Origin of the sequence: uncultured Pseudophaeobacter sp. (assembly GCA_905479575.1) — a bacterium.
Classification (GTDB): domain Bacteria; phylum Pseudomonadota; class Alphaproteobacteria; order Rhodobacterales; family Rhodobacteraceae; genus Pseudophaeobacter.
Genome location: CAJQNB010000007.1, coordinates 1 through 19,262, shown reverse-complemented (window position 1 = coordinate 19,262; position 19,262 = coordinate 1). Strand labels below are relative to the sequence as shown.

Annotated in this window: 17 protein-coding genes and 3 pseudogenes; 7 read left to right on the top strand and 13 right to left on the bottom strand. The window is 58.9% G+C overall.

Annotated elements, in window-relative coordinates; all coding sequences use genetic code 11:
- Positions 1-25: 25 nt before the first annotated feature.
- Positions 26-232 carry a cold-shock protein gene (locus QZ268_RS02340; protein WP_027239253.1) on the bottom strand — a complete coding sequence of 69 codons (207 nt, stop codon included), beginning with the start codon at positions 230-232 and terminating at the stop codon, positions 26-28.
- Between the two features lie 351 nt (positions 233-583).
- Here QZ268_RS02340 and QZ268_RS02335 point away from each other — a divergent pair, with 351 nt between their 5' ends.
- The 3 genes from QZ268_RS02335 to QZ268_RS02325 all read left to right on the top strand — a co-directional run bounded on the left by QZ268_RS02335 (position 584) and on the right by QZ268_RS02325 (position 4,139).
- On the top strand, positions 584-1,537 hold the full coding sequence (locus QZ268_RS02335; RefSeq protein ID WP_295447421.1) for a helix-turn-helix domain-containing protein: 954 nt from the start codon (positions 584-586) through the stop codon (positions 1,535-1,537).
- Between the two features lie 135 nt (positions 1,538-1,672).
- Positions 1,673-3,196, top strand: a complete 1,524-nt coding sequence (locus tag QZ268_RS02330) for an aldehyde dehydrogenase family protein (protein WP_295447419.1) — start codon at positions 1,673-1,675, stop codon at positions 3,194-3,196.
- A 157-nt stretch (positions 3,197-3,353) separates the two neighbouring features.
- Positions 3,354-4,139 (top strand): EAL domain-containing protein, encoded by a 786-nt coding sequence (locus tag QZ268_RS02325; protein WP_295447417.1) that lies wholly within the window; start codon positions 3,354-3,356, stop codon positions 4,137-4,139.
- Positions 4,140-4,307: 168 nt separating this feature from the next.
- On the opposite strand, the gene QZ268_RS02320 is transcribed toward QZ268_RS02325, so the two are convergent.
- From QZ268_RS02320 to QZ268_RS02275, 10 genes are all read right to left on the bottom strand, one after another.
- A complete protein-coding gene (locus QZ268_RS02320) occupies positions 4,308-4,589 on the bottom strand; it encodes a hypothetical protein (RefSeq protein WP_295447415.1) in 282 nt (93 codons plus the stop codon).
- Positions 4,590-4,591: 2 nt separating this feature from the next.
- On the bottom strand, positions 4,592-6,055 hold the full coding sequence (locus QZ268_RS02315; RefSeq protein WP_295447413.1) for an aldehyde dehydrogenase family protein: 1,464 nt from the start codon (positions 6,053-6,055) through the stop codon (positions 4,592-4,594).
- 24 nt (positions 6,056-6,079) lie between these two features.
- The gene (locus QZ268_RS02310) at positions 6,080-6,964 is read right to left on the bottom strand and encodes a dihydrodipicolinate synthase family protein (protein WP_295447411.1); all 885 of its coding nucleotides are present in this window, start codon (positions 6,962-6,964) and stop codon (positions 6,080-6,082) included.
- Between the two features lie 8 nt (positions 6,965-6,972).
- Entirely contained in the window at positions 6,973-7,320 is a 348-nt protein-coding gene (locus tag QZ268_RS02305) for a ferredoxin family protein (protein WP_295447409.1), read from the bottom strand.
- Between the two features lie 11 nt (positions 7,321-7,331).
- On the bottom strand, positions 7,332-8,108 hold the full coding sequence (locus QZ268_RS02300) for an enoyl-CoA hydratase-related protein (protein ID WP_295447407.1): 777 nt from the start codon (positions 8,106-8,108) through the stop codon (positions 7,332-7,334).
- Complete coding sequence (locus tag QZ268_RS02295) at positions 8,105-9,271, bottom strand: CoA transferase (RefSeq protein WP_295447405.1); 1,167 nt, start codon at positions 9,269-9,271, stop codon at positions 8,105-8,107. The genes QZ268_RS02300 and QZ268_RS02295 overlap by 4 nt, the downstream gene beginning before the upstream one ends.
- Positions 9,272-9,280: 9 nt before the next feature.
- Positions 9,281-10,645, bottom strand: a complete 1,365-nt coding sequence (locus tag QZ268_RS02290) for an FAD-dependent oxidoreductase (protein ID WP_295447403.1) — start codon at positions 10,643-10,645, stop codon at positions 9,281-9,283.
- Between the two features lie 79 nt (positions 10,646-10,724).
- Entirely contained in the window at positions 10,725-11,531 is an 807-nt protein-coding gene (locus QZ268_RS02285) for an ABC transporter permease (protein ID WP_295447400.1), read from the bottom strand.
- A complete protein-coding gene (locus QZ268_RS02280) occupies positions 11,531-12,340 on the bottom strand; it encodes an ABC transporter ATP-binding protein (protein ID WP_295447398.1) in 810 nt (269 codons plus the stop codon). The genes QZ268_RS02285 and QZ268_RS02280 overlap by 1 nt, the downstream gene beginning before the upstream one ends.
- A 7-nt stretch (positions 12,341-12,347) precedes the next feature.
- The gene (locus tag QZ268_RS02275) at positions 12,348-13,391 is read right to left on the bottom strand and encodes an ABC transporter substrate-binding protein (RefSeq protein ID WP_295447396.1); all 1,044 of its coding nucleotides are present in this window, start codon (positions 13,389-13,391) and stop codon (positions 12,348-12,350) included.
- Positions 13,392-13,472: 81 nt separating this feature from the next.
- Between QZ268_RS02275 and QZ268_RS02270 the strand changes: the two genes are divergently transcribed.
- On the top strand, positions 13,473-14,447 hold the full coding sequence (locus QZ268_RS02270; protein WP_295447394.1) for a LysR family transcriptional regulator: 975 nt from the start codon (positions 13,473-13,475) through the stop codon (positions 14,445-14,447).
- Positions 14,448-14,544: 97 nt separating this feature from the next.
- Positions 14,545-15,573, top strand: a pseudogene (locus QZ268_RS02265) (IS110 family transposase).
- 220 nt (positions 15,574-15,793) lie between these two features.
- Here QZ268_RS02265 and QZ268_RS02260 read toward each other — a convergent pair.
- Positions 15,794-16,302 (bottom strand): annotated as a pseudogene (locus QZ268_RS02260) (transposase).
- 412 nt (positions 16,303-16,714) lie between these two features.
- On the opposite strand from QZ268_RS02260, the pseudogene QZ268_RS02255 reads away from it, so the two are divergent.
- Positions 16,715-16,866: pseudogene (locus QZ268_RS02255) on the top strand (IS3 family transposase); the annotation flags it as partial.
- Positions 16,867-16,870: 4 nt separating this feature from the next.
- Here the strand turns inward: QZ268_RS02255 and QZ268_RS02250 are convergent.
- Positions 16,871-17,953, bottom strand: a complete 1,083-nt coding sequence (locus tag QZ268_RS02250; RefSeq protein WP_295447391.1) for a putative sulfate exporter family transporter — start codon at positions 17,951-17,953, stop codon at positions 16,871-16,873.
- Positions 17,954-18,072: 119 nt separating this feature from the next.
- On the opposite strand from QZ268_RS02250, the gene QZ268_RS02245 reads away from it, so the two are divergent.
- Positions 18,073-19,128 (top strand): ABC transporter substrate-binding protein, encoded by a 1,056-nt coding sequence (locus QZ268_RS02245; RefSeq protein ID WP_295447389.1) that lies wholly within the window; start codon positions 18,073-18,075, stop codon positions 19,126-19,128.
- The last annotated feature ends 134 nt before the right edge of the window (positions 19,129-19,262 follow it).

Below are 19,262 nucleotides of genomic sequence, written 5' to 3'. Positions count from 1 at the left end.
ATTCACCCCTTGGTGGGGGATCAGGTCAGAGCAGTGCCAGATTGACCGCAGCCTCACGGCCATCCCGGCCGGGCTCGATGTCGAAGGACACTTTTTGATTGTCGGCCAGACCAGTCAGGCCAGAGCGCTCAACCGCAGAGATGTGCACAAACACATCCTTGCTGCCGCCATCGGGCGCGATAAAGCCAAAGCCTTTGGTAGAGTTGAACCATTTTACGGTGCCAGTAGCCATTCCGTATACTCCCTAAAAATTGCTGTCCGCAGGAGTGCGACAGCCCGGCGTTGTTGAGTCTGGATCGAAGACTGAACGCCGTTATTCCGGAGGCAGCAGGTCGACATAGAGAAACACAAGCACTCAAAATATGCGACTGCTCTCGTTTCGTTTCAAGAGTACATTTCCGGTTTCACTCGACAGAGGCAATTTTTTGCAAGGCCAGCCCCCGCCCCATGTGCAATCTATCCGTGCAGGCCAAATCCCCCCTTTCCCCCGCTCAAATGTAGCCGCGGGCACAGAGATTGTCGCGGCGGGCAAGTTGACGTAGCTTATAAAAGAATTCCGACATTCCGAGGGGGGGGAGGCACCATGCTTGGCAAGTTGGCACATGTTGAAAAAGTCTTGGGCGTCACAAATTCCGCCTCGGCTGCTGCCCGCTCTAGGCTGGCGGCAAGCTGGAGACGTTCGGCAGACAAACACGGACTCGACCCTGCTGAAAACCGGGGGCCAGAACGCATTGATAGCACCCACCTTCGCGAACGGCAGGAAGTGCTCGAGACATTCATGACCGTATCAGCGCCAAGGCTGGACAGTCTGTTCTCGCTGGTTGGGCAGTCCGGCTGCGCTGTGCTGTTGACCGATGATGATGGGGTGGTTCTGGATCAGCGGGTTGCCGAGGCAGACGCCCCGGTCTTTGAATCCTGGGGGCTGTGCATCGGCGCCGATTGGAGCGAAGAGCGCGAAGGCACCAATGGCATCGGCACCTGCCTGACAGAACAGCGGCGGGTGATTATCCATCGCGACGAACATTTCTATGCGCGAAACACTGCCATGAGCTGCATTGATGCCCCGATCTATGGGCCAGAGGGGCAGATTGTGGCGGCGCTGGATGTCTCCTCTGCCCGGGCCGATCAAACAGAGGCCTTTAACCGGCTGATCGCAGCCCAGGTTTGCCAGACCGCACGGGCCATTGAGGAGGCCAATTTTCGCGCCGCCTATGACCGCACCCGCATAATTGTTGCCGAAAGCGACGATGCCGAGGCTGCGACGCTGTTGGCGGTTGATGCCCATGACCTGATTGTCGGCGCCACCCGCGAGGCCCGCCGGGTGTTTGGTCTGGCGATGACAGGCGCCCTGACGCCCCGCCCCGCCGCTGACATTCTTGGACGCGAGGACGGGCCCACAGGCTTTGAAAAAGCCGAACACGCCGCAGTGGTGCGGGCACTGGCGCGCTCTGACGGCAATGTCTCACAGGCGGCCCGCCAGCTAGGCATTGGCCGCGCGACGCTGTATCGGCGAATGAAACGGCTGGGTTTGGAGTAAAGTATCGCCAACCTGTCTCACTCCTGAGACACCTTTGGTCCTCCGGCTTTTCCAGCTGGCAGACAAGCGCCCCTCAGCAGGGGCAGTGTCCTGAGCAATCCGGGAGGAGGTCCCGGTAATTGTGGAGGATACCAAATGAACGACATGACCCATACCGAGAAAGGCACCTATGTCTCGCCTTTCAAACCGCGCTATGACAACTTCATCGGCGGTAAATTCACCCCACCTGTAAACGGTCGCTACTTTGACAATGTGACCCCGATCACCGGCGAAATAATCACCGAATGCGCCCGCTCGGATGCCGCCGATGTCGATTTGGCCCTGGATGCGGCCCATGCCGCCAAAGACAGCTGGGGCAAGACCTCAGCATCTGAGCGCTCCAACCTGCTGTTGAAAATTGCCGATGCCATTGATGCCAATCTAGAGCGTCTGGCGCAGGCAGAAACCTGGGACAACGGCAAACCAATCCGCGAAACCATGGCCGCTGACATTCCCCTGTCCGCTGATCATTTCCGCTATTTTGCTGGGGTCCTGCGGGGCCAGGAAGGCAATATGAGCGAGATCGACGCCGACACGGTGGCCTATCACTTCCACGAACCCCTGGGCGTTGTCGGCCAGATCATTCCCTGGAACTTCTCTATTCTCATGGCGGCCTGGAAGCTGGCCCCTGCCCTGGCGGCGGGCAACTGCATCGTGCTGAAACCTGCGGAACAAACCCCGGCTGCGATCATGATCCTGGCCGAAATCATGGCGGACTATCTGCCCGCAGGTGTGCTGAACATCGTCAATGGCTACGGCGCCGAGGTCGGTGCGCCTTTGGCCAGCTCCCCGCGCATCGCCAAGATCGCCTTCACCGGCTCAACCGCGACCGGGCGCAAGATCATGGAGGCCGCGACCGCCAACCTGATCCCGGTGACGCTGGAACTGGGCGGCAAAAGCCCAAACATCTTTTTCTCTGATGTGATGGCCAAGGATGACGCTTTCCTGGACAAGGCCGTCGAAGGCTTTGTGCTGTTTGCCTTCAACCAAGGGGAAGTCTGCACCTGCCCCTCGCGTGCCCTGATCCAGGAAGACATCTACGAGGCCTTCATCGAGCGCTGCATTGAGCGGGTCAAAGCCATCAAACAAGGCGACCCGCGCAATCCGGAAACCATGGTGGGGGCGCAGGCCAGCACCGAGCAACAGGAAAAGATCCTGTCCTACCTGACCATTGGCCGCGAAGAGGGCGCACAGGTTCTGGCCGGCGGCGGCGCGGCGCGCTTCAATGGCGAATTGTCCGGGGGCAACTACATCCAGCCCACCATCCTCAAGGGTCACAACAAGATGCGGGTGTTCCAGGAAGAAATCTTTGGCCCGGTGGTCTCGGTCACCACCTTCAAGGACGAAGCCGAAGCCTTGGCGATTGCCAATGACACCATGTATGGGCTTGGCGCTGGCGTCTGGTCCCGCGATGCCAATACCTGCTACCGCTTTGGCCGCGCAATCGAGGCCGGTCGCGTCTGGGTCAACAACTACCACGCCTACCCGGCCCATGCCGCCTTTGGTGGCTACAAGCAGTCCGGCATCGGCCGGGAAAACCACAAGATGATGCTGGATCACTACCAGCAAACCAAAAACATCCTGATGAGCTACAACCCAAACAAGCTCGGTTTTTTCTAGACCTCCCCCCCGGCGGTGGCAGCTCTCTGCCATCGCCTCTTCCCAAGCCATCCCGCGTTGCGGTTGGCATGGTCTTTGGGAGGCACTGTTGCCCAAAAAAGAATTTTTTCACAATTTGCACTTAGAACTACCGGGAGTAAGCAAGAAGGCAATTACAGTGGCTGATCTGGAAAAGTGTAAGGCTTGTCGAAACGGTAACGGCTTTGAAATCCCCATTTCGATGGCGTTCCAGCCTATTGTTTCCGTTGGATCTGGAAAAGTGTTTGCCTATGAAGCACTTGTGCGGGGACAAGATGGATGCGGCGCGGGCCAGGTGTTCGAGCAGGTAACCAATGACAACCTCTATGCCTTCGACCAGAAATGTCGAAAAACCGCTATTGAACACGCCAGTCGTCTAGATCTTGGTGAAACTGGGTCGCTGTTGTCGATCAATTTCCTGCCCAACGCGGTCTATGATCCAAAGGCCTGCATTCGCCTGACACTGGAAACGGCCAAGAAGACAGGCTTTCCGCTTTCGCAGATCATGTTTGAGTTCACCGAGGTCGAACGCATTTCTGTGCCGCATCTTCTGAACATTCTCAACACCTACCGCCGCCTTGGATTCTTGACCGCGATTGACGATTTTGGCGCCGGATATGCTGGGCTTGATCTGCTGTCGCGGTTCCAGCCAGATGTTGTGAAGCTCGACGCTGAGCTGATCAGGGAGATTGACAGCTCAAGTGTCAAGCAAACGATTGTGCGGCATGTGGTGTCGATGTTGGAGCAACTTGGAATTATTGTTGTTGCGGAGGGCATCGAGACTGAGGGCGAATTCTCCTGTCTCTACGACCTTGGAATTGATTTGATGCAGGGTTGGTTGTTCGCCAAGCCAGGTTTTGAAAGCCTGCCCGGCGTTCGCTGGCCGCAAGCACTTGTAAAGCCAGACAATAGTCGGTCAGCCTGACGCAGGCACCGCATCAGGTGTGAAAGCACATCACTGGTATAGAGACACAACCCCATGAGTTACCGCCCGAAGTTGGGACACTAGCGTAAGCTTAGATTTGTTATCTGCTGATCTTCAACACGAAGGAGGTCGGCGCTGTTCGCTGGCAAGGAGGCCGACGATGATGAGCTACTCCCCGAAATTCGGACACTGACATATCCGAGCGGCGTTATAGATTGCGTTGCGTTCAGCGTGTTCGAACCAATAGAACTTCTCCCCGCTCGCTCGATCGAAACGGACGGGCTCGTTCGAGGCGACGCCGCGCGGCAGGCCGTTATAGCCCGTCGCGCGGATTTGATGGTCAGGCCCGAAGATTATCGCCCCGACATGGAAGTCGCGGTCTTCCGACCAACCGGCGATTACCTCCGCCAGCTGGAGAAATCTCGCGTCCCAAGTGGCGCGATCTGCCATGTTCAGCCTGCGAAAACATAGGAGGTTTTCACAGTGGTATAGAATTCCACCGCGTAGCGTCCCTGTTCGCGCGCCCCAAAGGACGAGCCTTTGCGGCCCCCAAACGGTACATGATAATCAACCCCGGCGGTCGGAAGGTTCACCATCACCATGCCGGCTTCAACACGGCGTTTGAAGCTGCGCGCCAGTTTCAAACTGCTGGTGCAGATCCCGGCAGAGAGGCCAAATTCAGTATCATTCGCCACCGCCAGCGCCTCGTCGAAATCGGCAACTTTGATGACCGTCGCACAGGGGCCGAAGATCTCCTCTCGGTTGATGCGCATCGAATTATCGGTGCCGACAAACAGCGCTGGCGCTTGATAGAAGCCAGGCATATCGCGCTCCAACTGCTCACCGCCGATCACTTCGGCGGCCTCAGATTTGGCCAGTGCGACATATTCGAGGTTCGACTTGAGTTGCTTTGCATCCACCACCGGCCCGATCTGGGTCTCGGGGTCAAGCGCATCCCCGACCTTAAGCGCCTGCATTTGCTTGGTCATTTCGGCCACAAATTCGTCGTGAATCCCAGCTTCTACAATCAGACGCGAAGAGGCGGTACAGCGCTGTCCAGTAGAGAAAAAGGCGCCATTCAGACAGGCTGAGACGGCCACGGATAGATCCGCGTCGTTCAGCACGACCATCGGGTTCTTGCCGCCCATCTCAAGCTGCACCTTCTTCTTCATCTTGCCGCAGACCTCGGCAATGTGATTTCCGGTGCCGACAGAGCCAGTGAAGGAGATGGCCGTGATATCAGGATGAGTGACGATGGCCTCGCCTACGGACGAGCCGCGCCCCATCACCAGATTAAAGACACCGGGGGGGCAGCCGTTTTCTTGCAGCAGCTCGGCAATGGCGTGGGCGCAGCCGGGGGTCAGGTCGGCGGGCTTCATGATGACGCAGTTGCCATAGGCCAGCGCCGGGGCGATCTTCCAAGCGGGGATGGCGATCGGAAAGTTCCATGGGGTGATCAGCCCCACAATACCAACCGGTTCGCGGGTCACTTCGACATCGACGTTTGGCCGGACCGATGCTTGCAAATCGCCCACCTGGCGCAGCGCTTCACCGGCGAAAAACTTGAACACCTGACTGGCGCGCATGGTTTCGCCAATGCCTTCGGCGAGGGTCTTGCCCTCTTCGCGGGCCAGAAGACGGCCAAACTCTTCCTTGCGGGCGGCCAAGGCATTGCCGACGGCGTCCAACAGATCATAGCGGGCCTGCGGGGTGCTGTCGGCCCAAGCGTCTTGGGCAGTTTTGGCGCCCTCGACAGCCTGCTCAACGGAGGAGGCATCGCCGTAAGAGTAGCTGCCGATGATGTCATTGGTGTCAGAGGGGTTTACGTTATCCTTGTAGTTGCCAAAGCTGACCCAAGTGCCGTTGATCAGATTGTCATGCTTGCCCAGATGGGAGAGATTTTCATGTTTGGTCATATGCTTTGCTTTCTGTCTGTTGGGTCAATGGGTCAGCGCGGGCATTGGCAGGTCGATCTGATCCAGCCGGGCCGTCTGGGCGTCCGTTAAAGAGGTGAAAGGCGGCAGCGTTTGGGCCCAGAGGCCCGCTGTTGTCCGCCGTGCCACAAGGTATTTCACCGCCGGGATCAGCGGCTCACTGGCAATCGCGGACCGAAGCGCGGCGATCCGCGCCATGGTCTCGGCGTTCGGTGCGCCACGCGCCCGCCAGACCTGCGCGCAGAGCGGCGCGGTTTGGTTAACCGTGGCCGAGATACAGCCCGCAAAGCCCGAGGTTGCGGCCTCGGCCAGGGATGTCTCGGAACTGGGGAAGACGGCGAAATCCGGTAGGGCCGTGGTCAGGGTCCGGCAATAGGCCAGATCGCCGGAACTGTCCTTGATGCCGGTAAAGCGCTCGGGATAGGCGCGGTGCAGCCGTTCGATCAAGCGCGGCGTCAGCGGGGTCCCTGTCATCTGCGGGAAATTGTAGAAATAGATCTCGATCCGGCGCCTGCCCAGCCCATGGTGCAGTGCCTCATACCAGCGAAACAGCCCGTCTTCGTCGGCGGGCTTGTAGTAATAGGGCGGCAAGACCAGCGCCACGCCGTAGCCTGCGTCATCTGCATGCGCGCTCAGCGCGAGGGTTTCCGCCAGCGCGGGCGTGCCAGTGCCAACCATCAGGCGGGCAGTGTCAAACGCCTCTGCCGCCCAGGTCATAATCTCCTTGCGGGTGGCCGCGTCAAAGGAATTGGCTTCGCCGGTCGAGCCCAAGACGTTGAGCGCGTCACAGCCGTTCTCCAGTGCCCAACGGCAATGCTCAAGAAACGGCGCCTTTTGTGGCACGCCCTGCGCATCCACGGGGGTCGGCACGGCGGCAATGATACCTTGCATTGATAACCTCATTGATCCTGTGTTTCGGGTTGCCGCGCCTCATGAGCGGCGACCTCTGGGTGATCCTTGATCAGATCGGCGCCTTTGTACCAACCGCCCGGCTCGTCGATCTCGCCCGAGATATCGTGAAAGGCTTCGGCATTGATCCGAACGAATTTCGACTCTGCCCCGGTGGCTTCGTCATCATACCGGATCGCATCCACCGGGCAGATGCTTTCACACATGCCACATTCGATGCATTCGGTCGGGTGGATGTAGAACATCCGATCGCCCTCGTAGATGCAGTCGACCGGACAGGAGGTGGTGCAGATCCCGTCTTTGACGTCGATACAGGCGCTGGTGATAATCAAAGGCATGACGACCTCTTTTAATTGCCGCGCCAGACCGGGGCGCGTTTTTCGCGAAAGGCTACGACGCCCTCATCGGCATCCTCGGATTGCAGCGCAGCGATCAACGCGGGGGTTTCGTGCTGAAATGCCTCATGTGCAGTCATATGCGCAGTCTCGCGGGCGGTGGCCTTGATCGCCTTAACGCTCAGCGGAGCCGAGGTGAGGATGTCGGCGACCCAAAGGTCGACCTCGGCGTCGAGATCGGCGGCGGGAACCACCGCGTTAACCAGACCGTAGCCCGCCATATCCTGTGCCGAGACCATGCGCCCCGTCATCATCATGCCCATGGCGATGTTACGAGGAATCAAACGCGGCAGCGTGACCATGCCGCCGTCCAGCGGCAGCCGACCCACCTTGGCCTCGGGCAGGCCAAAGCGCGCAGTGTCGGCGGCGATGAGAATGTCGCAGCCCATCGCCATCTCCAACCCGCCGCCAAGCGCCAGCCCGTTGATCCGCGCGATCACCGGGGTGGTCAGCGTGCCGCGCAGGGCGATCCGACCAAAGCCAGTGGCGCTGATGTCCTTCCAGTAATCGACACCGGACATGCCGTTGTCGTCTTTCAGGTCCGCCCCTGCCGAGAAGGCCCGGTCCCCGCTGCCGGTCAGCACCACGCAGCGGATCTCAGGGGTAGCCTCAATCTCGTCCCAGATCTCGGCCAGCCGGGACTGCGTCGCGCTGTCCATCGCGTTCATCCGGTTAGGCCGGTCGATGGTGACGCGCGCCACATGATCTTCGACGGTGAAGAGTACGCTCATCCTGCGGCCCTTTCCTTCTGCCGCAGGCCGAATTCGGCGATAACCTCTTCGGTATGTTCGCCCAGACGCGGCGGCATCCGCCGGATGCCCATCGGCACATCGCTCAAATGCACTGGAGAGCCGACCAATTGCATTTCACCAAGGACTGGGTGGTCAATGTCCAAAAGCATGCCGTTGATCGCGGTCTGCGGGTCTTCCAGCGCGGTGCTCAACGAGCGTACGGGGGCGCAAAGCAGATCTTGAGCCTCCAGACGCTCCAGCCAATAGGCTGTGGTGTTGCTGGCAAAGCGCTCGCGGAAGGTGTCTTGCAGGAAGGGCTTGTTCTTACGTTGCGTGGCAAGGGTTGGATACTGCGGCGACAGATCCTCAATCTCAAGCGCATTGCAGATGTCCTGCAGTGGGTTGAGCTTGAACGCCCCCACGACAACCACGGCGCCATCGGTGGTGTCGAACACGCCCGTCAGCGGCATTGCGGCCCAGTTCAGCACCTCGCGGTGTTTGCTCCACTGCGCGGCTTCCTGCATCTGCATCGCAATCATCGAGTCATAGAGTGACACACTGACCTTTTGCCCCTGCCCGGTCTTGGCCCGTGACAGCAGTGCTGCCAGCACGCCCTGCACCAGATGCATCCCGGCGGTGTAGTCGCAAAGCGTGGTCGGGTAAATCGACTTGGGGATCGAAGGGTCTGACCTCTTCTCCATCACGCCGCTCATGGCTTGGGCCAGAACGTCCTGCCCGCCCTTGTGGGCATAGGGACCAGTCTCGCCGTAGCCGGTGCCTGAGGCACAGATAATGGCGGGGTTGATCTCTTTCAGCTTGTCGTAGCCAAAACCGAGCCGTACCATCACACCAGCGCGGAAGTTGTCGACCACCACATCAGATTTGCGCACCAGATCATAGACCATCTGCTTGCCTTCGGGCGATTTGGTGTCGATCTCGACCGAGCGTTTGTTGCGGTTGAGCGAGGCGAAGACGGCGTTGTTCACCGCCTCCTCACTGTCCTCGCCATAGAACCCCCGCGACAGGTCGCCGGCGCCGGGGCGCTCGACCTTGATCACATCTGCACCGAAATCGGCCAGCATTTGGGTGGCGCAGGGGCCGAGCATCACTTGGGTGAAATCGATCACCCGGATGCCATCAAGTGGGAGAGTATTCTGCTGCATTGGGGCCTCCTATGCGTCCATTTTTTCTTCGACGAGGGCGTTGGACGAGGGCACATCGCCCGGGTCTGCGCCCTGCGCGCGCATTTGTTTCTGGATTGCGGTCACATCGACGTCACGCAGGGCGGTGTTCCCCTGCAGCGCCTTGGCCACGGCGACACCGGCGGCCTCACCTTGCGACATGCAAGGCGGGATCTCGCGCGACATCTTCTGGGCCTCACTCTCGACCGAATAGTGGCGGCCCGCGACGATCAGATTGTCGACACCTTTGGGCAGCAGCGCGCGGTAGGGAGTGTAGTAGTCCCGGCCTCGGCAGACGCTGTCGGCAAAGTGCCGACGGCTTTTCACATCGTCTTTGGTGACGACATACTCGCCTTGCAACAGACGGGTCTGGCGGACGCCCATTTGCTCTGCTGCGCCCAGCATCTTGGCATTCTCAAATCCGGGGATGTTCTTGCGGGCATAGGCCAGAAGTTTCATCATCCGTTCGCGGCCCTCGAACTCGGCCTCGACCATATGCTCAGGCGACATGCCGTCATAGCCCGGCATATGTGGGCAGTTACACCACACGATGCCTGGCAGCGGCGTCTTCAGCCACCACATGCCCCAAGCACCGCCGATGATGCGGCGCGCCTGCCGGTCGATCTTTTTGTATTCCTCAGGGTTGGCGTATTCAAAAGCTTCGGCCTTGTCGGTATCGACGTCGCAGAGGCGGAAGACGGTAGTCACGATGAACTGACCGTCGATGAAGGACGCGCCAGCGGAAGAGGCCACATCCAAATCGCCACTGGCGTCGATTACCATGTCGGCCTTGATCGCCTGACGGCCAAGTTTGGTCTGGCAGATCACGCCGGTCACCCGGTTTTCTTCGACCAGCGCCTCGGAGAACCAGCTGTGCAGACGCAGGTTGATGCCCGAGTCCTTGACCAAATCAAGGCTCACCCGCTTCCAGGCGTCGGGGTCAAAGGCCACGGCGTGTATGATCGGCTGCGGCATGCCGGTTTTATGGAAGTCGATGCAGCCCCACCGGGACCATTTCTGCCACATGTCCCAATTGGTCAGGCAGTCTTCCGACGGCGGGTAAACCGCGCCGTCTTGCTTGACCATCCGGTCGACATATTCGTTGACGATGCCGGTGGTGACGACTTCATTGCCTTCGTTGACCATGTCGTCGAGGACCAGGACCATTCCGCCAGAGGCCATGCCGCCAAGGTGGTGGTAGCGCTCCAGCAGGGTGACCGAGCAGCCGTTGCGGGCGGCAGAGACCGCGGCGGAAACCCCTGCCGGGCCAGCGCCGATGACGACGACATCGGTATGAGCAACAACCGGAACCTGCTCGCCGCGGGTTTGAACGTGATCTTTGATTTGTGCAGTCATGAGACGTACTCCTCTCGGTACCCTGCCTGGCCCTCGGGCCGCAAGCAGTGCAATTTACGTTTTTTTTCAGTTTATTAGCTTACCAGCGCACAACCAGACGTTCGACGATCGATACGGTCGCGAACATCAGTACCGACAGTCCTGAGGACATAAAGACGGTGGCATAGAGCAAGGGTGAGTTGAAGTTGAAGGTGGCGTCGATGATCAGCGCCCCAAGGCCCATATCAGCCCCGACCCATTCGCCGACAATCGCCCCGATGACACTGGTGGTCGCTGCGATTTTCAGCGCAGAGAACAGAAAGGGCAGCGACGATGGCAGCCGGATCTTCCAGAAGATCTCGGATTTGGAGGCCGACAGGATACGGGCCAGTTCCAGCGCCTGTGGGCTGACGGCCTGCAAGCCGCGGACCATATTCACCAGCGTCGGGAAGAAACAGATCAGTGCCGCGATCACTACCTTGGCCGTCAGGCCCGGCCCAAAGATCAGCACCAAGATCGGCGCGATAGCGAGGATCGGAATGGTGTTCACAAAAACCGCGATCGGGAAGAAGGCCCGCTCCACCGTGCGGCTGTGGACAAAGGCTACCGCGATCAGCACCGCCGCGATATTGCCCACAACGAACCCGAGCACACTTTCGTAAAGTGTCGGCCAGAAGTTGGCCAAGAGGATCGGAAACTTGTCGACCAGCGCATAGGCCACATCCGTCGGCGCGGGCGCGATATAGGTAGGCACGGCGAACAGGCGGACACCAATTTGCCAGAGCAGGATCAGACCCACTGCGGTGCCCAAGGGCACGGCGATGGCCAGCATTTTCTGGCGCCTTTCGAGGGCGCGTTCGACGTCAAGCTCCGGGTCGGCAGCCTGACTGTTCTCAATGGCGGTCATCAGCAAGTCTCCAGCAGCTTGCGCAGATAGGCGGAATATTGAACGAATTCCTGCGTATCGCGCTGTTCGATTGTGCGCGGGCTCGGCAAATCAATGTCGACCACCTCGCGCAGGCGCCCGGGGTGGGCCTGCAACATCATCACCTTTTGGCCCAGAAACACCGCCTCGGGGATCGAGTGGGTCACAAACAGGATCGTGACCCCGGTCTCTTCCCAGATCTTCAGCAGCTGTAGGTTCAGGTGATCGCGGGTCATCTCATCCAGCGCGCCAAAGGGCTCATCCATCAGCAGCAGCTTGGGCTGACAGACCAGCGCCCGGGCAATCGCCACCCGCTGGCGCATCCCGCCCGAAAGCTCATGCGGCAGCGCGTCTTCTCGGCCCTCAAGCCCCACAAGTTTCAAAAGCTCGCGCGGGGTCTTGTTGCCAATGGGGAGCTTGATGCCCCGTCGGCGTCCGATCTCAAGAGGCAGTTCAACGTTCTTGAGCGCCGACCGCCAGGGCAACAGGGTCGCATCCTGAAAGACAAAAGCGAACTCGCGCGCCAGCCGGGCCTCTTCGGTCGACTTGCCAAAGATCGACACATCGCCCGAGGCAGCCGGGATCAGATCCGATACCAGCCGCAGCATTGTTGACTTGCCACAGCCCGAGGGGCCCAGAATGGTATAGAACGCGCCCTCTTCGATATCGATCGACATCCCGCGAATGGCCGTGAAGGAGCCAAATTTGACGGAGGCGTCTTTCAGAGAGGCGGCGATTGGGCCAGTCGGAGTTCCGACAGGCGTGGCTTGAGTTTCAACTATCGATGGCATTGGTCAATCATCCGTATTTGGGACGTGCGGCCTCGATGGCTTCGAGCACGGAGAGGGTCATCACGTCTTCGAGCGAAGGCGCGCCATTTTCAAACTGGCCGAGCTGGTCATAGATGTCGATCTGGGCTTGCCAATTTTCCGGGGTCATCGTGCCCCAGCCTTTCGCAGCGGTCTCTTTGTTAAAGGAATAGTCGAGCACGAGGTCGATGGTTTCCATTTCCTTTGCGCGGTCCATGTTGGGATAGCGCTTGACCAGCATGTCGACGGCTTCTTCGCGGTTCTCATGCGCATAGCCCCAGCCCTTGGCAATCGCACGGATCATGCCGTTGACCTGCTCGGGGTGCGCGTTCAGCGTCTCGTCGGTGACGTAATAAGGGTTGGCATAAAGCTGGATGCCGGCATCCCAGAGCGTCATATCGTTGCGCTGGTCGCCCAGGACGGCAAGGGCGCTGGTGTTTGTCTTCCACCCCGTCACCACATCGACCTGCCCGGTCATCAGCGGCGCCATATCCGACCCCATGACCATGATCTCGACATCATCCTCGGAAATGCCGTTCGTGGCCAGCAAAGCGCGCAGCAGGATGCGGGCGGTGCCATTGGTCGCAACCCGTTTGCCAACCAGATCCTGTGGGGTGTTCACCGGATTACTTTTGAGCGAGAAATAGGTGAACGGGTGCTGTTGATACCCGGCGGCGATACATTTGACAGGCAACCCCGCAGAGCGCGCCAGCATCAGAGACGGGCTGGACGAGATTTGACCCAGATTGGCGCGGCCAGATGCAACCGACGCGACACCATCAACATTCGGGCCGCCAGCGACAATATCAAGGCTCAGCCCCTCTTCGGCAAAGAAGCCTTTCTCGTCGGCGACGACTTCGCCCAAAATCCCATTTGTGGCCAACCAGCCCAACTGCAGGGTCACGTTGAATGTATCCTGCGCAAAAGCTTTTTCGATGCCCACGAAGGTGCCGGTGGTGGCAGCACCGCCGAAAGCAGCCATAGATTTCAGCAGCGCGCGCCGGTTCATCTCGAAGAAAGAAGGTCGTGTCATTGATGATCTCCCGTTGGTCGTATTTTAGTTGCTTGTCTCTGTATGCCTTGTTCACATTTGACACTACGTCTGTGGAAGGCGATGCAGGAAGGATCAATATTTACCCGCAGCGGTGCAAATAATGCACCACCCCAAAATCGGAGCATCGTCTTGCACTCTAACTTTCTGAAATACTTTGATGAAGTTGCGCGTCAGGGGTCGATCCGCAAAGCCGCAACAGTTCTGAATGTGTCCTCAACCTCGGTAAATCGCAAAATACTAAGCGTTGAGAAACAGCTCGGGGTCGCCGTTTTTGACCGCACGCCGGAGGGCGTTGAGCTGACAGGAATCGGCAGCATCCTTTTGGAGCACTGTCGCAAGACCCTGCACGACTATGAGCGCACTCGTATCCTAATCGATGACCTGCGCGATTTGCGAACCGGCCACCTTAAAGTTGAAACGATAGATTCAGTGGCATTTGGAATTTTACCTCAGGCATTGCATCAGTTCAGCCAAACTTTCCCTGATATCTCCATCTCCGTCACTACCGCACTGCCTGACGATGTGATGAAATCCGTCGCTGAGGGCAGCACAGATATTGGCATCTCGTTCTTATTGGACCTACACCCTGATGTACGGGTGATTTCCGAAAAATCCGCGCCGTTCGGTATAATCGTCCGTAGCGATCACCCGGTGGCCGAACGCAACAGCGTTACCATCGACGATATCGCCAGCTATCGTCTGGTACGCACTCTCGACGCCCGTGGTCGCAATTCCATCATCGATCAGGTCGTCTCGACTATCACTCCACCGCTATCAACACATGTTTTTACCAACGCACTCATCGTTGCGAAGCAAATGATCCTCGATAATCAGGGAATCGGCCTTTACACAAAAATTGGCTTTATTGACGAGATAGAGGCGGGGAAGCTAAAATTTATTCCTTTGGTACAAGAAGGGCTCAATGACATACGGATCGGCTTGCTGGTGTCCGCAACTCATGGCATTGATCCAGCGAAGCGGCACCTTTGCGATGTAATTGGGCGCGCTCTTCGAATGATGCGGCTCGACTCTTAAATCGGGTTTTGTTGATGGCATGGATGCCCCCTCCCGCCGGCATCACAATGTGCCAAGGTGATGTTTTCTGAAGACATCACAGAAGGAGAGAGCAACCATGTCCGAAGTTACCACTATCGGGATTGATCTTGCAAAGCGCGTTTTCCATTTGCACGGCGCGCGCGACGATGGATCTGTCATGTTCCGCAAGCAGCTTTCACGGGCTCAGCTGCTCGCGTTCATTGCCTAACATCCGAGGTGCATTGTAGCCATGAAAGCTTGCGCCACGACACACGGGTGGGGGCGCGAATTTGAGACGCTCGGGCATGACGTGCGATTGATCCCGCCGAACTATGTGAAACCTTTCGTGAAGCGTCGGAAGATCGATGTGACGGATGCCGAGGCGATTGTGGAGGTAGCATTACGCCCAACCATGCGTTTTGTCCCCGTGAAGACGGAAGATCAGCAAGCGCGCGCCATGCTGTTTCGAACACGGTAGATGTTTGTCGGCCAGCGCACTCAGATGATCAACGCCTTGCGCGGACACTTGGCCGAGCACGGCCTGGTCGCGGCTCGTGGCCCCGCCCACCTCAAGCGGCTTGCAGACGCCATCGCAGAAGAAGACATAGCTCTGCCAGACGACGTTCGAGAGCTTGGCCGTCTGTATCTGGCACAGATTGATGGCCTGACCGCTCGGATGGCGGAGCTTGACGGAAAGATGAAGCGCACTACCAAGGAAGCCGATTTGGCGCGCCGCGCACAAACCATGCCGGGGGTTGGCCCTGTCTTGGCGTTGGCGATTGAGACATTTGCACCTGACCTGGCCACCTTCCGGCGCGGGCGCGATTATGCCGCCTGGCTCGGGCTCGTGCCAAATCAACACTCGACGGGCGGCAAGCCGCAGCTCGGGCAGACCTCGAAGATGGGGCAGCGCGACATCCGCAGGCTGCTGGTCTCGGGTGCGATGGCCGTTCTTCAGGCGGTCGAGCGGCTTGATACGCCGAACAACTGCTGGCTGAAATGCCTGCTGCCCCCCAAGCCACGCATGGTCGTCGCGATCGCGCTGGCGAACCAGATGGCGCGTACCCTATGGGCGATGCTGACGAAACAAGAGGATTACCGGAGCCCGGTGGCGGCGATGGCCTAAGCGCTCCGCCCTTACCAACCCGTCCCGGCACGTCGGGAGTGTGAGGAGGTCACTGAACAGTAAGGGCAAAGGATCGATTAGATCCGGGTCAGAGAACGCAACATTTGTGCAGGAGCCAATGAGCTCGGTTTGTTGATATGCCTCTGATCCGCGCATCGCCATACCGGCCAGCGGCCATGTCAACGCCGCAGAGAAAGGCCTGATACATGACCGCACCCGATCACATGCTCGAGCCGTTCAAAAACCACTTGCACCAACGGGGGCATCCATACATGCACAAATCGGGGGCTGAACGCAGCTCGGTGACCTGGCGCTCGAAGTCTCGGGGCATCAGGGATTGGCCGAGCAGCTTGATGCAGTTCATCTTGCTTTCGACACGGCTCCGAGGGTGGTAACAGCTCCACCGTCGCCAGATGGCGCGGCCCAAGTACTTCGAGGCTCGCAGCGCTTCGTTGCGGGCGACGGCGCCGGGACTCGTTGGTTGCCAAGGCTTTGCGTTCTTGCGTGGCGGTATGACAGCGGCGGCATACCGAACAGGACCTTCATCGTCAGGCACGTCTGGATCGCCGCATCGTTGAAGCTCAGCTGCCGACCACGTTTTTCAGTCGGAGGTGGTTTCCACACCATATCTAGATCAAACCACACCGTCAGCGAACCGCGCCGCCTCAGCGCTTCATTGTAAGCCGACCAATTCGTGGTCTTGTACTTCGTAGGGGCCCAACTGCTCATCCCTCCCAGCTATCATGCTGGATTCATGCAGTGAATCCCTCGAAAGATTTGTGCAACAAGGCCATGTGACAGATAAAGCGGGTTTCAGTGGTTTTTTGGGCTCGCGTTTCAGGTCGTGTGACACGCGTTAGCACAATAGAAACAGGCGTTGGCATTATAGCCCTTTCCCCTTGCTGCAAATACAGCTGAGCGACAATCAGCATACCAACCGAGAGCAACTCTGTTCCAAGAGGATGCCGGATTTTGGCAACCCAGCGCATCGCTTCTATGCACCTAATGATCACCGTTGGGTTGTGCATTGGAGTTTACCAAATAATCCGGCATTGTATCTTCCTTCAGAGTATTTTCACTGAAACATCATCCAAATGGCGTTTCAGGTCCACATCGCCACCCCATAAATTGCGCAAAATATCTTCGACGTGAGGTGTCCAAGCTGAAGGCGAAGCGGGATATCCTAAAAAGAGCGAGCGCCTAATTCGCCAAGGACCAACTGTGATGTTTGGGTTCGTGGCGAAGCACCGAGGGGTCTGGCTGGTAAGTTGGATGTGTGACGCGCTCTCCATACCCTTCAATGAAAGGACGGGAGATAAATCGAAGCAGCGAGCGCAAGGCAGAGGATGAGGAGTGTGGCCAGCACGGACATCGCGGCGGGGGCCGGACCCCCGCGCGTCACGTCCAGAAACGGTGTCAGCACGCAGACCGCGAACACCGATGCGGTGAGCATCAGCTGAGAGATCAATGTTGTTGCCTCGACCAGCGGGACCGGGACCACGCCCGTTGTATTGACCACAACACCCGCGAGGAAGGCGAGGATAAAGAACGGCAAGCGCGGTGCCGCCCCTGCTCCGCCGGAGCGGCGGCTCACATGGGCCAGGGTAAAAACCAGCGGAAACAGCAGCATCACCCGGAAGAGCTTGACCACGACCGCCGTTTCGCCTGCGGTGTCGGACATCGCGTAGCCCGCTCCGACAACCTGTGCCACGTCATGTATCGAGGCGCCCAGCACGAAGCCTGCCCGCTCATCGCCAAAGCCCAGGGCCAGGAGCCCGGCGGGATAGGCGACCATGGCAACGGTGGAGAGCAGCGTCACCGCCATGATCGTAAACGACAGCTGCCGGTTGAGCCGCTCGGAGGGGGGCAGCACCGCCGAAATCGCCAGGGCCGCAGATGCGCCGCAGATCGCTGTCGCACCCCCGATCAGCAAACCAAACTCTCGCCTCTGGCCGAACAGCGGCGCGGCCAGAACCGTCAGGCCGATGGTTGCCACAGTAGCCGCAACAAGAAAGAGCAGGCTGCCACCGCCAAGCTGTAACACCGTAGCGACGCTGATCTGCAGCCCAAGCAGCGCCACGCCGATCCTCGTCAGCACACGAACCGTGAGCTTCAGCCCCGGCGCCAGCAGAAGACTACGGCGAAACGAACAGCAGCTCGCGCCGAGCAGCAGCGCAATCATCATCGCAGGAAATTGGCTGTGCCTCGCGCCCCAGATCGCGAGGCCGCCCGCCAGCAGGCTCAGGCCGATACCGGGCAGGCCGGAAAGAATTTTGCGTCCGCGCGCGCGCAACGCGCTGCGCCAGGTCCACGATTTCCACTGATTCGACTGGTTCGACTGATGAGCGTCGCTCTCCGAAGTCTTAGATTTCTGCTGCATTTTTCGCCTTTCGATGTCGATTTTCGACGTGCCGTTTGACAGGCGAGCTATAACGTGCCTACGATAGTTCACAAATAGGAAATTGAATTTCCAAATAGGAAACTACAGGGAGACGAACAATGGAACTGAAGACTATTGCCCTTGCGGCGACCTTCACCGGGCTTGGCCTTGGCCTCAGCCCTGCCCTCGCAGAGGATCTGCGGATCGGCCTCAGCACCCCGCTGTCTGGCGGCGTCGCCGCATTGGGCCAGCACGAGAAGTGGGGCGCGGAACTGGCCATCGCTGAACTGAACGCCGCTGGCGGAGTCGATGGCCAAACACTTGCGCTCGATGCTCAGGACAATCAATGCAACCCCTCACAGGGTGTGACCAGTGTAGAAAACCTGCTTCAGAACGATCCTGTGGCGATTATCGGCGCCCTGTGCAGTTCGGTCACGCTTGCGATCATGCCGATGGTGAAACGCGAAGAGGTTCCGCTGGTCGTCGCGGTCTCGACCTCCAAGGTCATCACCGAGAAATCCGGTGTCGGCGGCAATGATTGGACCTTCCGTATCAACCCCTCCGACGTGGGGCTTGCCGTGGCGATGGCCAATTACATCGCCTCCAGTGGCGATATCGGCACTGTCGCATTTGTCGGCGAGGACACAGATTACGGGCGCGGCGGCCATGAGGCGATCGCCGCGGCCCTTGAGGCGAAAGGCGTCGAAGTCATTTCGGCCGATTTCTTTCAGCAGAACACGCCGGATTTCACCACGCTTCTGACCCGACTGGCCAATACCGCACCCGATGCCATCGCGCTATATGCTGTCGGCGCGGACGAACTCAACTTCCTGCGCCAGTTCCGCGGCATGGGCTTGCCTGCGCATCTCACCGGTCGGATCGCCTTTGATGAGATCCGCGACACGGTGGTTACCTCGGGCGCAATCGACGGGGCGACAAGCGTCTTCCCCTACGCCGCCGATCTGGACACGCCCGAAAACCAGGCCTTTGTCGAGGCGTTTGAAGCGAAGTATGGCGAGCTGCCCAACTACCAGAGCTTCGAAGCCTATGAGGCGGTGAAGATCATCGCCGATGCGGTCAAACGTGCCGGATCGAGCGACCGCACCGCGATCCGCGCCGCACTAGAGACGACGGAATACACCTCTCTGACCGGCCGCACGATTGCCTTTGTGTGAACTCACGGTGAAGTGCAGTTCTTGATATCTCGTTTTACTCCAACCGGTTCTGAATTTCCATCAGGTTGCTTTCAAAGACCTCAGCGGGCGTCCGGTAGCCAAGGCACTTGCGCGGCGTTTCGTTGAGGCGGTGG